Origin of the sequence: Flavobacterium sp. J27 (genome assembly GCF_004303025.1) — a bacterium.
In the GTDB taxonomy this organism is placed as follows: domain Bacteria; phylum Bacteroidota; class Bacteroidia; order Flavobacteriales; family Flavobacteriaceae; genus Flavobacterium.
In genome coordinates this window covers 256,165-269,593 of record NZ_PJQW01000002.1, presented here as the reverse complement: position 1 = coordinate 269,593, position 13,429 = coordinate 256,165, and the positions used below count along the sequence as shown (strand labels likewise).

At 28.0% G+C, this 13,429-nt stretch carries 17 protein-coding genes; 9 read left to right on the top strand and 8 right to left on the bottom strand.

The features are described 5' to 3' along the window. Window positions 1-181: 181 nt before the first annotated feature. Together msrA and msrB are read left to right on the top strand one after the other, a co-directional pair. On the top strand, window positions 182-862 hold the full coding sequence (gene msrA / locus CX675_RS03290; RefSeq protein WP_130733789.1) for a peptide-methionine (S)-S-oxide reductase MsrA: 681 nt from the start codon (window positions 182-184) through the stop codon (window positions 860-862). A gap of 6 nt (window positions 863-868) precedes the next feature. Beyond that, window positions 869-1,369 carry a peptide-methionine (R)-S-oxide reductase MsrB gene (gene msrB, locus CX675_RS03285; protein ID WP_130733788.1) on the top strand — a complete coding sequence of 167 codons (501 nt, stop codon included), beginning with the start codon at window positions 869-871 and terminating at the stop codon, window positions 1,367-1,369. A gap of 105 nt (window positions 1,370-1,474) precedes the next feature. On the opposite strand, the gene CX675_RS03280 is transcribed toward msrB, so the two are convergent. Further along, complete coding sequence (locus CX675_RS03280; RefSeq protein ID WP_130733787.1) at window positions 1,475-2,419, bottom strand: T9SS type A sorting domain-containing protein; 945 nt, start codon at window positions 2,417-2,419, stop codon at window positions 1,475-1,477. 190 nt (window positions 2,420-2,609) lie between these two features. Between CX675_RS03280 and CX675_RS03275 the strand changes: the two genes are divergently transcribed. From CX675_RS03275 to CX675_RS03260, 4 genes are all read left to right on the top strand, one after another. Further along, window positions 2,610-2,975, top strand: coding sequence for a hypothetical protein (locus tag CX675_RS03275; protein ID WP_130733786.1), 366 nt, complete (start codon window positions 2,610-2,612; stop codon window positions 2,973-2,975). Window positions 2,976-3,082: 107 nt separating this feature from the next. Then, entirely contained in the window at window positions 3,083-3,691 is a 609-nt protein-coding gene (locus tag CX675_RS03270; protein ID WP_130733785.1) for a YqaA family protein, read from the top strand. Next, entirely contained in the window at window positions 3,688-3,957 is a 270-nt protein-coding gene (locus CX675_RS03265) for a DUF3817 domain-containing protein (RefSeq protein ID WP_130733784.1), read from the top strand. Before CX675_RS03270 ends, CX675_RS03265 begins: the two co-directional genes overlap by 4 nt. Before the next feature lie 7 nt (window positions 3,958-3,964). Continuing rightward, window positions 3,965-5,209 (top strand): mechanosensitive ion channel family protein, encoded by a 1,245-nt coding sequence (locus CX675_RS03260; protein ID WP_130733783.1) that lies wholly within the window; start codon window positions 3,965-3,967, stop codon window positions 5,207-5,209. Here the strand turns inward: CX675_RS03260 and CX675_RS03255 are convergent. Then, window positions 5,206-5,601, bottom strand: a complete 396-nt coding sequence (locus CX675_RS03255) for an acyl-CoA thioesterase (RefSeq protein WP_130733782.1) — start codon at window positions 5,599-5,601, stop codon at window positions 5,206-5,208. The two genes, CX675_RS03260 and CX675_RS03255, sit on opposite strands and share 4 nt — an antisense overlap. A gap of 124 nt (window positions 5,602-5,725) precedes the next feature. On the opposite strand from CX675_RS03255, the gene CX675_RS03250 reads away from it, so the two are divergent. After that, a complete protein-coding gene (locus CX675_RS03250) occupies window positions 5,726-6,982 on the top strand; it encodes an OmpA family protein (RefSeq protein ID WP_130733781.1) in 1,257 nt (418 codons plus the stop codon). A gap of 89 nt (window positions 6,983-7,071) precedes the next feature. Beyond that, window positions 7,072-7,461, top strand: coding sequence for a glyoxalase (locus tag CX675_RS03245; protein ID WP_130733780.1), 390 nt, complete (start codon window positions 7,072-7,074; stop codon window positions 7,459-7,461). 12 nt (window positions 7,462-7,473) lie between these two features. Here the strand turns inward: CX675_RS03245 and CX675_RS03240 are convergent, their stop codons facing one another. Beyond that, entirely contained in the window at window positions 7,474-8,139 is a 666-nt protein-coding gene (locus CX675_RS03240) for a DUF2461 domain-containing protein (protein WP_130733779.1), read from the bottom strand. A 192-nt stretch (window positions 8,140-8,331) separates the two neighbouring features. Between CX675_RS03240 and CX675_RS03235 the strand changes: the two genes are divergently transcribed. Next, on the top strand, window positions 8,332-9,348 hold the full coding sequence (locus CX675_RS03235; protein WP_130733778.1) for a T9SS type A sorting domain-containing protein: 1,017 nt from the start codon (window positions 8,332-8,334) through the stop codon (window positions 9,346-9,348). 71 nt (window positions 9,349-9,419) lie between these two features. Here CX675_RS03235 and CX675_RS03230 read toward each other — a convergent pair whose 3' ends face one another. The 5 genes from CX675_RS03230 to hisH form a co-directional block, all read right to left on the bottom strand. Beyond that, the gene (locus CX675_RS03230) at window positions 9,420-10,565 is read right to left on the bottom strand and encodes a T9SS type A sorting domain-containing protein (RefSeq protein ID WP_130733777.1); all 1,146 of its coding nucleotides are present in this window, start codon (window positions 10,563-10,565) and stop codon (window positions 9,420-9,422) included. Window positions 10,566-10,661: 96 nt separating this feature from the next. Next, window positions 10,662-11,261, bottom strand: coding sequence for a bifunctional phosphoribosyl-AMP cyclohydrolase/phosphoribosyl-ATP diphosphatase HisIE (gene hisIE / locus CX675_RS03225; protein ID WP_130733972.1), 600 nt, complete (start codon window positions 11,259-11,261; stop codon window positions 10,662-10,664). Between the two features lie 33 nt (window positions 11,262-11,294). Next, window positions 11,295-12,050: an imidazole glycerol phosphate synthase subunit HisF gene (gene hisF, locus CX675_RS03220; RefSeq protein ID WP_130733776.1), complete on the bottom strand. Its 756-nt coding sequence runs from the start codon at window positions 12,048-12,050 to the stop codon at window positions 11,295-11,297. A 25-nt stretch (window positions 12,051-12,075) separates the two neighbouring features. Then, window positions 12,076-12,810, bottom strand: a complete 735-nt coding sequence (gene hisA / locus CX675_RS03215; RefSeq protein WP_130733775.1) for a 1-(5-phosphoribosyl)-5-[(5-phosphoribosylamino)methylideneamino]imidazole-4-carboxamide isomerase — start codon at window positions 12,808-12,810, stop codon at window positions 12,076-12,078. Between the two features lie 13 nt (window positions 12,811-12,823). Then, window positions 12,824-13,408, bottom strand: coding sequence for an imidazole glycerol phosphate synthase subunit HisH (hisH, locus tag CX675_RS03210; protein WP_130733774.1), 585 nt, complete (start codon window positions 13,406-13,408; stop codon window positions 12,824-12,826). Window positions 13,409-13,429: the final 21 nt, after the last annotated feature.

Sequence of the window (13,429 nt, the reverse complement as noted above, 5' to 3'; positions counted from 1 at the left end):
ACCCGATAAACAAACTATCGGGTTACATTTTTTATAAAATCCAGGTTTCTAAAATTTTACTCTCAAATAAGCTAAGTTCTTTCAAAAATTAATAGATTTTTAACAGCAAATGTAAGATAGTTAACATTTGTTCCTTTATATCATTAGTAATTTTGTAATACCAATAAAATTAGTAGTGAAAATGAAAAATATAAAAACAATAAGTTTGATTCTGATTAGTTTGATAACTTTAAATTGCGAATCTAAAAACTCAAAAAAGAATTTAGAAAACACGCAAGAACTACCAAATGTCTTAGAATCTAAAATAACAAAAGAAGATCAAAATCTAGATCAATATGCAACGGCCTATTTTGCAGCAGGTTGTTTTTGGTGTGTGGAAGCTATTTTTGAAAGTGTAAAAGGCGTACATGAAGTTGTTTCTGGATATAGTGGTGGTACACAATCTAATCCCAATTATGAAAAGGTGAGTAGTGGTACAACAGACTATGCTGAAGCGGTAAAAATTTATTATGATCCAAAAGTAATTTCGTTTCGAGATTTAGTCATCATTTTCTTTGGTTCTCATGATCCAACTACTTTAAATCAACAAGGTCCAGATATTGGTACACAATATCGCTCTATTGCTTTTTACAAAAATGATGCGGAAAAAGAAATGATTCAGAAATATATAGACACCTTAGAAAAAGAGCATTCTTTTAAAAATAAAATTACTACAGAAATAAAAAAATTCACTAAATTTTATCCTGCGGAAGACTATCATCAAAATTATGAATCTTTACATCCCAATAATTCGTATATACAAAATGTATCAGTACCTAGAATCAATCGATTCAAAAATAAATTTTCTAACTATTTAAAATAATTTAAAATGAAAAAGATAAAATATAATCTATGCGTATTTTTTATACTTAGTTTTTTGAGTATCTCACAAATTTCATGTCAAGAAAAAAAAGAAACAAAAAAGAGGAATACGGCAAGCAAAGAAGCATCTGTAAAAAAGAAATGGAAAGAGAAATTAGCTCCAAATACATATTATGTAATGGTTGAACGTGGTACAGAACCAGCATTTAATAATGCTTATCATAATAATCATAAAAAAGGTATTTATGTGAGTGCCGCAACAGGAAAACCATTATTTAGTTCTGACGACAAATATGATTCAGGTTCGGGTTGGCCATCATTTACAAAACCAATTTCAGAAGATGCTGTCGAATGGATTAGAGACAATAGCCACGGAATGGTTCGTGAAGAAGTGGTGGAAAAAAGTACTGGTTTGCATTTGGGTCATGTTTTTAATGATGGACCAAAACCAACAGGGTTAAGATATTGTATTAATTCTGCTGCTTTAAAATTCATAGAATCTAAGTAAAAAATACAGGCAAATGTTTTGCTTGTATTTTTCTATTTTACATAATGTATATTATAGTTCATAATATATTATTACTATTAACATTCATTTATTGATCATTTTAGCTTATTTTACCAATAATTTATTTGTGAATAGTTCCGAATCAGTTTGAATCTGAATAATATAAACTCCTTTAGCTAAATTGCCTAATTGATAAGAATCAGTAGAAATACTCTTTTTATCAATTAATTTCCCAGCATAATCATAAATAGAAAAAGTAAAATCATTATTTATGTTTTTAAAATTTAGGATTTCATTGGAACCAATTGGATTTGGATAAAAATAACTTATTTCTAAACTTTGATTAGGAATACTTAAAGGATTACAATTAACCGAATAACTCGCCGTTGCATCTTTTATCCAAGATGCATAATTTCCAACACCAGCAGTTGCATTACTGTCATTGTCTACTTCAATACATGTCAAAGAAGGATTATTTGAAGCATCAAAAGTTGTTAAAATGATATTGTTACCACTTTTTACATTTAAACTTATCAAGGAATTATTTTTTACATTTAAAGTAGTTAAACTTGTTTTTGAACTTAAGTCTAAATCTGTTATTGAATTTCCTTCTAAATTTAAATATTGCAAATTAGTCAAACTACTTAAATCTAAATTTGTAAGCGAATTATTCGTTAAATCTAAAAAACCTAAAATAGAATTATTAGAAAGATTAATAGAAGTTAAATTCAAATTGGTTAAACTTACATCATATAAAATTGGATTACCACTTAAATCTATGGTTGTAATTGGATTGTTATTAATATAAAGTGCTTCGATTGATGCAAAATCCTCTAATCCAGTTAAGTCAGAAATATTGTAATTACTAACAATATACAAATCTTCTAATCCAGCTATATTTGCCGTTGGAACATAGTTGTCCAATGGGCCAAAATCAACCGAAAGATCAATTAACAACTGCTCAAAACCATTATCTGGTATGTAAGTGTTTTGTGAATAAAAATTGTAGTTAAATAGCAAGAAAATTAAAAATAAGTAATACTGCTTCATATATGTACAACTAGAAATTATTAACGAATGTACAAAAAAGATTGAAAAAACAACAATTTATCAGGTAAAAACCCCCATAAACAGGTATTTCTACCTGATAAAAATTACTAAAGAGGATAAAAATACGAAACAAAATATTGTATACCATTGAATAAAATCTTAGATTTGCGTCCCTTTAACTATTACGTCTATGGAAAATAAATATGCACAAAAATTAATTGAGAAAATTCAAAAAGAAGTTTTACAAAACAAGTTTGATGTAGACTCAATTATTACTGATTTAAAGAAAATTAGGGAGTATTCTCTAGAAGAGCAAAACCCAGTAGTTACTAAGTCTTTACGTTTAGCTTATGAACATTTAGAAGCCAATAGAGCCTTTTTAATTGGTATTCCAGACGATGAACCTATTAACGAAGACAACGATGTTTCTCAAAATATTTCTGAAGAAAATGATATCGAAAGTTTTGAATATTTCTTATCACTTCTACACGATTTATCTAAGAAAAATAATTTGTTAGACATTAGAGAATACAATAAAGCTTTTATTGCTTTTTAAAAAATATTTTTTTATTGTAAAGGGTCTTTTTTGACCCTTTTTTTTATCTATACTTTAACAAAAAAACCTAAAATTCTTAGTAAATTTGTATTCCTAAATTACCCTTTATGTCCAAACCTAAAAAATCGAGAGTTAAATTACTACATCAATATTATAAATATACAGGCTTTTATGCTTTTATTTGGGAAAATTCAAAAAAAGCATTACTTCCACTTGCTGTTATAATTGGAATCCTATTATATATTAATTATAGAGTAATAACTATAGACGAAATGCTATACCATGTTACTCAAACCTTTAGTGATGTATCAATCTTTACTTTATTTTTAGTTTCTGAAAGTATTTTAGGGTTATTACCTCCAGATATTTTTATTGCTTGGACGAAGAACAGTGCTTCACCTCTACTCTATTTATCCATTCTTGCGGCTCTTTCATATTTAGGAGGAGTTATATCTTATTATAAAGGCAGAACTTTGTTGTTAATTCCAAAAATTAATGATTATTTAGAAGGCAGAATGACCAAACACATTAGAAATATGCAAAAATGGGGTGGTTTTTTAATTGCAGTTGGTGCTTTATTACCGCTTCCATTTGCTATTGCTTGTTTAGCTGCTGGAATGATTAAATTTCCGCAAAAACAATTCTTTATTTTTGCCTCACTTAGAATTTTTAGATTTGTAATTTACGGTTACATTATTTATGCTGCCCTATCATGATTAAAATTTTTAAAATTATTGCCTTGTTAGAAGGTATTTCATTGCTTGCCTTGTTGTTTTTTGCCATGCCAATGAAATATATTTTTCATAACCCTATATTTGTAAAACATATTGGTATGGTACACGGGTTATTATTTATTTTATATATTGCATTAGCTCTTTTACTCAAAATAGAACAAAAATGGGAAATGAAGAAATTTGGTATTATATGCTTAGCATCAATCATTCCATTTGGAACATTTTACATTGAAAAAAAATACTTGTAGTTAAATAATGACTGTTTTTAATTGGACTTATAAAATACTTAAAAACCTTGATGTAAGTGAAAATATAGCAGTATATACTAATGTTTTTACAAATATTATCATTCTTATTTTTATTGCTTATTTTTTAGATTATCTATTTAAAAAGGTACTCATTGTTATTTTAGCAATTATTGCTGCGAGAACAAAATCTACTTTTGATGATTTTTTAGTAGCCAATAAAACAGCAAAATATATAGCCCATTTAGTACCTTTAATTTTTGTATATAAAACAGTTCCTATTATTTTGACTGAATTTAAATATTGGGAAGTTTTCTTTGAAAAAAGCGTTAAAATATACATTATTATTCTCACTTTATGGATTATAAGATCTGTATTTAATGCCTTAAAAGATTATCTAAAACACAAACCCAGATATAGTGATAAACCCATAGATAGCTACATTCAGGTAATTATGATAATGCTATGGATTTTTGGTGTTATTTCTTTTATTTCTATTCTTTTTAGTGTAAATAAAACGGCCTTCATTACTACATTAGGTTCGGTTTCCGCTATCATTATTTTAGTCTTTAGAGATACGATTTTAGGATTTGTAGCAAGTATTTCTGTATCGGTAAACGACATGGTTCGCATTGGGGATTGGATAACCATGGAAAAATTTGGTGCAGATGGAGATGTTATTGAAATTAATTTAGCTACAGTAAAAGTTAGAAATTTTGATAATACAACTACTACAATTCCTACGTATAGTTTAATTTCAGATAGTTTTAAAAACTGGAGAGGAATGCAAAATTCTGATGGTAGAAGAATTAAACGTTTCGTATTAATCAAAGCAAAATCGGTTCGTTTTATTCAAACTGATGAATTAGAACATTATAAAAAAATTCAAAATATTACTTCATATATCAATCATAGACAAAATGATATAGATAAATATAATAGTAATAATAATATTGATAAATCGTTAGTTATTAATGGTAGAAATCTTACGAACTTAGGTTTGTTTAGAAAATATATAGAAGAATATATTAAAAATCATTCTGGAATTAACAAAGGAATGATGCTAATGGTAAGACATTTACAACCTACAGAAAAAGGAATTCCTGTAGAAATCTATTGTTTTTCAAAAGATAAAACTTGGGAAAATTACGAACATATTATGGCAGATATTTTTGACCATATTATTGCTTCCGTGAGTTTCTTTGGCTTAGAACTATATGAATTAGATAATGGAATGAGTATATTAGATAACTAAATTCTATTTTTTAGCCTATCATCTACAAATTCAACTTTTGTTTTCCCATGTGGTTTTGGCTTTCCGTTTTCGTCCAAATTAACCATAGTTATAGAATCTACAGTTAAAATGGTTTCTTGAGTCATTTTATTTCTTGCCTTACATTTTAAAGTAATAGAAGTTTTCCCAAATTGAATTACTTCAATACCTAATTCTATTATATCTCCTTGTTTAGCCGAACTCATAAAATTGATTTCACTCATGTGTTTCGTAACTATTCTTGTATTCTCTAATTGTATAATAGTATAAAGAGCAGCTTCTTCATCAATCCAGGCTAATAACCTACCACCAAATAAAGTTTCATTAGGATTTAGGTCTTCAGGTTTAACCCATTTTCTTGTATTAAATCTCATAACAGGGAAATTAAGTTGCAAAAATACATAAACTGTTAAATTTATCGATATAATAACGTATAATTTATTTTGTATCAAATTAAAAATACCTACTTTTGCCCAATATTTAATATTCAAATACATTATGAAGAAAGTTATTGCTTTTTTATCACTTTCATTGATGATTACATCATTTGTAAGTGCGCAAGAAGAGGCTAAAAAAGAAGTTGAAATAGATTTTAACAGATGGTCTATTGATTTAAATGCTGGTTTAAGCAAACCTACTGCTCCATTTTCTACAAATTATTATGCAAGTAATACCAATTTTATCCATGGTGACTTGGGTTTAAGGTATATGTTTAACAACAAGTTTGGTTTAAAATTAGATGCAGGTTTTGACTCTTTTAAAAACAAATCTGAGAGTTTTGAATTTGAAGGAAAATATTACAGAACAAACTTACAAGGGGTAATTAATCTTGGAAGAGTTTTAAATTTTGAAGATTGGACGAATACTATCAATCTTCAAGCGCACACCGGTGTTGGTTTTTCATTCATGACAAATGATAAATTTGATGGTAATGACGATATGACAAATTTTATTTTAGGTCTTACTGCTCAATTTAGATTATCTAACAGAATTGCATTGAATACAGACTTTACCATGATTAACAATGTAAATCAAAGATATACCTTTGATGGAATTGATGATCCAGCTGTTGCAAATGACAGAGGTTTTAACAGTACTATCTACAATGCAAGTATTGGTTTCTCTTTCTATTTGGGTAAAAATGAAAAACATGCAGATTGGTACATTCCAAGAAACAAACAGTTAGATGAATTAGAATCACGTGTTGCTGAATTAGAAACAATGATGAATGACACTGATCGTGATGGTGTGCCTGATTATTTAGATGCTGAACCAAATAGTATTACAGGTGTTCAAGTGGATACAAAAGGTCGTGCAGTAGACATGAATAACAATGGTGTACCAGATGAAATTGAAAAATATATCGAAAACATTAAAAATGACAAACCGGTTTCTAAAGATGGTCAATCTATTGAAGAAATGATTAATGGTGGATATGTTAATGTCTATTTTGATACTAACTCGAGTAAACCTACAGCTGCTTCGTATAATGCAATTCAATTTGTAACGCAATTTTTAAAAGCAAATCCAAAAGCAACTGCTGAAATTATTGGATATGCTGATGAAATTGGTAGTTCAGAATATAACGATAAATTATCTGCTGCTAGAGCTGCATTTGTAAAAGATGTAATCGTTAAAGCAGGAATCGATGCTTCTCGCTTAATTGAAGTTGGTAAAGGGGAAGACAATTCTGTTGATGCAAATTCTCCATACGCAAGAAAATTAGTAAGACGTGTTACTTTTAAATTGAAGTAATTAACAATACTATCTTAATAACTAAAAAATAGCCTTCAAAATTGAAGGCTATTTTTTTTTAACTTTAGTTATATATAAATGAAAGGGTTATGAAAACTAAAGATGAAGCGATACTAGAAATAAGAGGAGAATCTATTGGAACTGTCACAGACGCATCAAGTTTAGAAGAAAAATTTCAAAATTTAACTTTAAGACCAATTCTAAAATTTCAAAATGATCTTTTTATTGAAGTTTTTCGAAATTATGCCATAAAACAGAAAGGTGTGTTCTTTACTTTAAATCCTGAAAAAAAAATGAATTACATTGAAAATGCCATTCAAAGAGATATCAAATTTAGGAATTCTTTAAAAGGAATTGTAATAGGAATGTTCACTATTTCTGAATACAAAGAATACATATTAAATTCCTCAAATATTAACAAACGAATGATGCATTTGTTAATTGAGCGTTTAAAAAGTCAGATTCAATTATTTGAATAAAATAAATTAATTTTAGATGATGCTTTCCCCATTTAAATTTGTGGTTAAAACTTCAGTCATATAATCAAAAAAAGGTCTCATGACTTGGAATGTTTTAATTACTTCATCTTTGAAATTAGCATCTAAAACTTCTTTGTTTGTAAAAGATCGAGTTACTAAGTATTGTTTTTTTCTAATTAAATCAATATCTGGATGATTTTTATCAAAATCTCTAGGTGCTGTTTTTAATTCTTCTCCTTGTAAAGTACCAAAATATTTAACAAAGTTTTCTTCAGCAATTATTTCTCTTAATTCTGAAGCATCAAGAGCAATTTCTTTTCGAATACGTAACAAATCTTCTGTGTTGGGTTCCCAAAAACCACCACCCACAAAACTGGCATCATTTTCAATATGAAGATAATAGCCACCTCTTAAAATAGGCTTTGTCCTTCTATAACCCGCGCTAAAATTAATTTTATAAGGTAATTTATTTTTTGAAAAACGCACATCTCTATATATTCTGAAAATTTGGATATTTTCAATATTATCTATCTTACCTAATGCTTCACCTACTTCATTAAAAAATTGTTTGGTTAATTTACTTTCCGTTTCATAGCGCTTTTTGTTTTCTGCAAACCAATCTCTATTGTTGTTCTCTTTTAAATCTAACAAGTAAGAAAACATCTCTTTCTTTAGCATAATATTATATCGTTATTAAGTAAAATTTCTTTTTCAAAAATACTAATCTAAGATAACAATAACTTTAGTAAAAAAAGAATTACAAGATTTTATATACGTTAAAGAATTGTTAAAAAATATTTATTTTTCAACGTGTTTTAATTTTTAATTGTCTATATTTATTATCCCAAATTAACTTAAAACCTTGATATTATGAAAACTAAATTACTTATTTTACTGCTATTTACCAATTTTGTTTTTTGTCAAGTAACTGATTTATTAACCAACCTGAACACTGCTTCAAACCTAACCTACAAGGATAATTACGTTTATTTTAATTCGTATTCTGGAAAAAAAATATTTCGCTTTGATTATTCCTTACCGAACCCTACTGCTGAATTAATTTTGCAGTTGAATGAAAACCCCAATTTTGTATATGCTAAGGATAATTTTTTATATGTAGGTGTTGAAAATCCGCATAAAACGTATAAAATAGATTTATCTTCAGAGAATTTTCAACCTCAATTTTTGGCAAATGTTGCTGGCCCAATGACACAAATTAATGGAGATTTATATATTGGACAATATACTGATTCTAAAATTGTAAAAGTAGATTTAACAACCAACTTACAAAGTGATGTGTTAGTGGGTTATAAACCTAATTTTTTTACTGCTTTTGAAGGACATTTGTATTTTACGTCTAATTATACCAATAAACTATACAAATTAGATGTAACTACTAGTAGTTTAGAAGTAGTTTTAAACAACTTAAACTATGCATCTGGAATTGTAATGAATACGGATTTATTCTTTGTTTGTGAAAGTTCGGCAAGTACCATTTCTATTTACACAAAACCAGATTTTCAGTTTCAAGAAATGGTACAATTACCTGTCAATTCATGGCCAAATGGCGTTATTTTAATAGGTAACGACTTAGTTTTTGTACAAACTATTACAGGAAAAATTTCTAAAATGCCTATTAATTCTTTCTTAGGACATACAAGTTTTGTAACTACTAATCCTAAAATAAAAGTATATCCAAATCCATCTTCTGATGTGATTAAAATTGAAAGTCAATATACTTTTGAAAAATATCAAATTTATGATCTTCAAGGGAAATTAATTGAAAATGAAATTATTACAAATAACAGAATTAGTATTTCGCATCTATCAAAAGGAGAATATGTATTAATGCTAGATAAACATTCTAATACTTTCTTAAAAAATTAAAACTTAATACACCTATTAAAAACCGCTCCTTTCTATTAAAAATAGAGCGGTTTTTATACTTAATAAAACAATTATCTTTTAATTAATTTTTGTTTATTGTTACCAATAGTTAAAAAATAAGTTCCTTCTTTTAGATGACTAATAGTAATAGTATTGTTTATCTGATCAACAGTAAATGTAGCTACTTTAACACCCAAAGTAGAATAAATAACTACTTTTTCGGGTTGTGTTATTCCTATGATAGAAACGCCATCTGTAGTTGGATTTGGATACAAAATTAAATTTGAGTCTTCTGAATTAAAATTTCCTGCATATAATGTAGTACTATCTACAACCTTTAAAACGACTGAAGTTGGATTATAGATAATAACAAATTCTTTATCGCTTCCTAAATCTGGAAAATTTAAAGCACTGAATGTACCCGTAATAGTATTTGCGGTTAAAATAGTAAATTCTGAGTCTATGACGGGATCATAATCATCTAAAAGAGTAACATCTAATCTACCATTTAAAGTTGCTACATTAGAAACTGCTACTAAATCATTCTCGGTACTATTTATATCGATGTATAATTTTGCATTATTTTCAAAAAATAAATCAGCATCAAAAACATAAGTTCCTAATTTTAAACTGCTACTTTCACCTGGACTTAAACCATTTGTTAAATTAAAATTATTACTATGCGAAATATTATTTCCCGAAAGAGTTGAATTAATTACAATAGATCCATCATTTAGAATTATATTATTATTATAAAAACTAGTACTTATAGTAAAAACCCCCGTGTTATTTATTGTTCCTATATTTGTTCCAAACGAATTATTAATCAAGGTACCTTCATTATTAAATGTACCTAAATTATCAAAAAAAGAATTACTCCGAAATGTTCCTAGATTAGTCAATGTTCCATTATTTGTAAAAAAAGAATTACTTTGAAATGTTCCAATATTGATCATGCTTCCATTAATTGTAAAAAAAGAATTACTGGTTATTTTTCCTCTATTGGTTAATTTTCCATTTATAGTATAATATACTACTTCTACTTCAGAACCAACCGTAATAATAATTTCATCTGTGGCAGCTAATACTGTTCCTGGATAACTAGGGCTCCAATTTGCTTGATCTGTCCAATCACCTATTCCATTATATGTGTAGGTGGTTTGAGCTTGCATACTAAATGTAAAAATAGTAAATAGAATAAGTAAAATTTGTTTCATTTTTATATTTATGATATTTAAAAATGCAAAAATATTACATAGCCCTACTTGAATAAATCACTATAAATAGTGATTTATATTTTTTTTTAAATAGCGCTATTTTTCTCTACTTTTCAACATATTTACAACATCATGTAACTCAAATCCTTTTGCTTGTAATAAAATAAGAAAATGAAACAATAAATCTGCACTTTCGTTTAAAAATAAGTTTTCATTATTATCTTTTGCTTCTATGACAAGTTCTACAGCTTCTTCACCCACTTTTTGTGCTATTTTATTAATCCCTTTCTCAAATAAGTTCGCTACATAACTGGTTTGAGTATTCGCTTCTTCTTTACGTTTTTTTATAGTATTTTCTAATCTCGTGATAAAGCCATAATTTGATATATTGGGTTCATCCCAACAAGTATCTGAACCTGTGTGGCATGTTGGCCCATTTGGATTCACCTGTAGTAGCAAAGTGTCATTGTCACAATCTTTTTTTATGGAAACCAATTCTAAAAAATGACCACTCTCCTCACCTTTCATCCATAATCTGTTTTTAGAACGACTAAAGAAGGTTACTTTTTTTGTCATCAAAGTGGTATCTAATGCAGCTTGGTTCATATAACCTAACATTAGAACATTTTTTGTTTCATTATCTTGAATAATTGCAGGAACTAACCCATTTTCGTTTTTTGTAAAATCTATTGTCATTGTATTCATTTCAATTTAGATTGTATCTATTTTTTACATTCGTATTGCTAATTTTTTATTCTTTAAATACTGCTTCAATACAGGTATTTCTATTTCTTGAAAATGAAAAACACTGGCTGCTAAAGCTGCATCAGCATTTCCTAAATGAAAAGCATCTACAAAATGTTGCATATTTCCTGCTCCACCCGATGCAATTATTGGAATATTTACTGTTTTTGCCAATTGGTTTAATGCTTTGTTAGCAAAACCATTTTTTGTACCATCATGATCCATTGATGTAAAAAGTACTTCGCCTGCACCTCGATCTTCTATTTCTTTTGCCCAAAGGAATAGTCTTTGTTCTGTAGGTATTTTACCACCCATTTGATACACTATCCAATCAGTGTTAACTTGTTTTGCATCAATAGCCACAACGATACACTGGCTACCAAATTTTGATGCTAATTCATTTATTAATTGTGGATTTTGCAAAGCAGAAGAATTAATGGAAATTTTATCAGCACCATTATTTAAAAGTAAGGCAACGTCTGCAACAGACGAGATACCTCCTCCTACTGTAAAGGGAATATTAATCGTTTTAGCAATTTCTTTTACTAGATTTGCCCATGTTTTTCTTCGCTCTTCTGTAGCAGAGATATCTAAAAAAACTAATTCATCTGCTCCATTTTCTGAATATTTTTTTGCCAATTCAACAGGATTTCCAGCATCTTTTAAATCTAGAAAATTAACTCCTTTCACTGTACGTCCATTTTTTATATCTAAACAAGGAATAATTCTTTTTGTAAGCATAATTTTGGGAATTAGGTAGTAGTAACTAGTAATTAATACTTTTAATAATAAAATCTTCTAATTGCTTTAAGCTAATCCTATTTTCGTAAATGGCTTTACCAATAATAGTCCCTTCACAACCTAAAGTTGCCAATTTTGGTAATTCGTCATAAGAAGAAATACCTCCAGAAGCAATCAACTTAATATTGGGACAATGACTTAAAATAGTCTGATACAACCCATAATTTGGTCCTTGAAGCATACCATCTTTAGTAATATCGGTTGAAATTACATAACTAATACCTTCATTTTGATAGTTTTGAATAAAAGGAATAATCTGTTTTTCACTATTTTCTAACCAACCTGTAATAGCAATTTTTCCATCTTTTGTGTCAGCTCCTAAAATAATTTTATCTGAACCGTATTGCGTTATCCACTTTTGAAATATTTCAGGGTTTTTAACCGCTATACTTCCGCCGGTTATTTGATTTGCCCCACTTTCAAAAGCTATTCGTAAATCTTCATCTGATTTTAAGCCACCTCCAAAATCAATTTTTAAATTTGTTTTTATAGCAACTTGTTCCAAAACCTTATAATTTATTATTTTACTTGATTTGGCTCCATCTAAATCTACTAAATGCAAATATTCAATACCATGATTTTCAAATGATTTGGCTACTTCAAGTGGATTCTCATTGTATATTTTTTTAGTATCATAATCGCCTTTAGATAAACGCACACATTTTCCTTCTATAATATCAATTGCTGGTATAATTCTCATTATTTTAACTTAATTAAGTTAGTAGTAAAAAGTTCTTCAAAATTTGTTCTCCCAAAGCTCCACTTTTTTCAGGGTGGAACTGTACTCCATAAAAATTATCTTTACGCAAAGCTGTTGCGTATGTTGTATCATAATCTGTTAAAGCAATGGCATTTGTATTCTTTGGAACATAAAAACTATGTACTAAATACATGTATTCATTTTCAGAAATACCTTTAAAAAGTTCAGATTGTAAGTTATATATAGTGTTCCAACCCATTTGTGGTACTTTAACTTTATCAGAAAATTTAATCACATCAATGTCAAAAATGCCTAAACCTTTTGTGTTTCCTTCTTCTGAACTCTTGCATAATAATTGCATTCCTAAACAAATCCCCAAAACAGGTTGTTTTAAAGTAGGAATTAAGACATGCAAACCGCTTTCAATTAACTTATTCATAGCGCTACTTGCCTCACCTACACCAGGAAAAATTACTTTATCAGCAGTTTTAATTTGATTCCAATCGTTTGTAACAAAAGATTGAAAACCAATTCTTTCTAAAGCAAATAACACACTTTGTATGTTACCTGCTCCATAGTCAATAATGGCTATTTTCATTTTTATTGAATTGAAATTTTA

Coding starts and splice junctions, on each gene's coding strand:
- CX675_RS03250 (WP_130733781.1), top strand. CDS start 5,726: ATGAAGAAAGTTATTGCTTTTTTATCACTTTCATTGATGATTACATCA.
- hisH (WP_130733774.1), bottom strand. CDS start 13,408: ATGAAAATAGCCATTATTGACTATGGAGCAGGTAACATACAAAGTGTG.
- CX675_RS03260 (WP_130733783.1), top strand. CDS start 3,965: ATGACTGTTTTTAATTGGACTTATAAAATACTTAAAAACCTTGATGTA.
- CX675_RS03280 (WP_130733787.1), bottom strand. CDS start 2,419: ATGAAGCAGTATTACTTATTTTTAATTTTCTTGCTATTTAACTACAAT.
- CX675_RS03235 (WP_130733778.1), top strand. CDS start 8,332: ATGAAAACTAAATTACTTATTTTACTGCTATTTACCAATTTTGTTTTT.
- msrB (WP_130733788.1), top strand. CDS start 869: ATGAAAAAGATAAAATATAATCTATGCGTATTTTTTATACTTAGTTTT.
- CX675_RS03245 (WP_130733780.1), top strand. CDS start 7,072: ATGAAAACTAAAGATGAAGCGATACTAGAAATAAGAGGAGAATCTATT.
- msrA (WP_130733789.1), top strand. CDS start 182: ATGAAAAATATAAAAACAATAAGTTTGATTCTGATTAGTTTGATAACT.
- hisIE (WP_130733972.1), bottom strand. CDS start 11,261: ATGACAATAGATTTTACAAAAAACGAAAATGGGTTAGTTCCTGCAATT.
- hisF (WP_130733776.1), bottom strand. CDS start 12,050: ATGCTTACAAAAAGAATTATTCCTTGTTTAGATATAAAAAATGGACGT.
- CX675_RS03230 (WP_130733777.1), bottom strand. CDS start 10,565: ATGAAACAAATTTTACTTATTCTATTTACTATTTTTACATTTAGTATG.
- CX675_RS03255 (WP_130733782.1), bottom strand. CDS start 5,601: ATGAGATTTAATACAAGAAAATGGGTTAAACCTGAAGACCTAAATCCT.
- CX675_RS03265 (WP_130733784.1), top strand. CDS start 3,688: ATGATTAAAATTTTTAAAATTATTGCCTTGTTAGAAGGTATTTCATTG.
- CX675_RS03275 (WP_130733786.1), top strand. CDS start 2,610: ATGGAAAATAAATATGCACAAAAATTAATTGAGAAAATTCAAAAAGAA.
- hisA (WP_130733775.1), bottom strand. CDS start 12,810: ATGAGAATTATACCAGCAATTGATATTATAGAAGGAAAATGTGTGCGT.
- CX675_RS03240 (WP_130733779.1), bottom strand. CDS start 8,139: ATGCTAAAGAAAGAGATGTTTTCTTACTTGTTAGATTTAAAAGAGAAC.
- CX675_RS03270 (WP_130733785.1), top strand. CDS start 3,083: ATGTCCAAACCTAAAAAATCGAGAGTTAAATTACTACATCAATATTAT.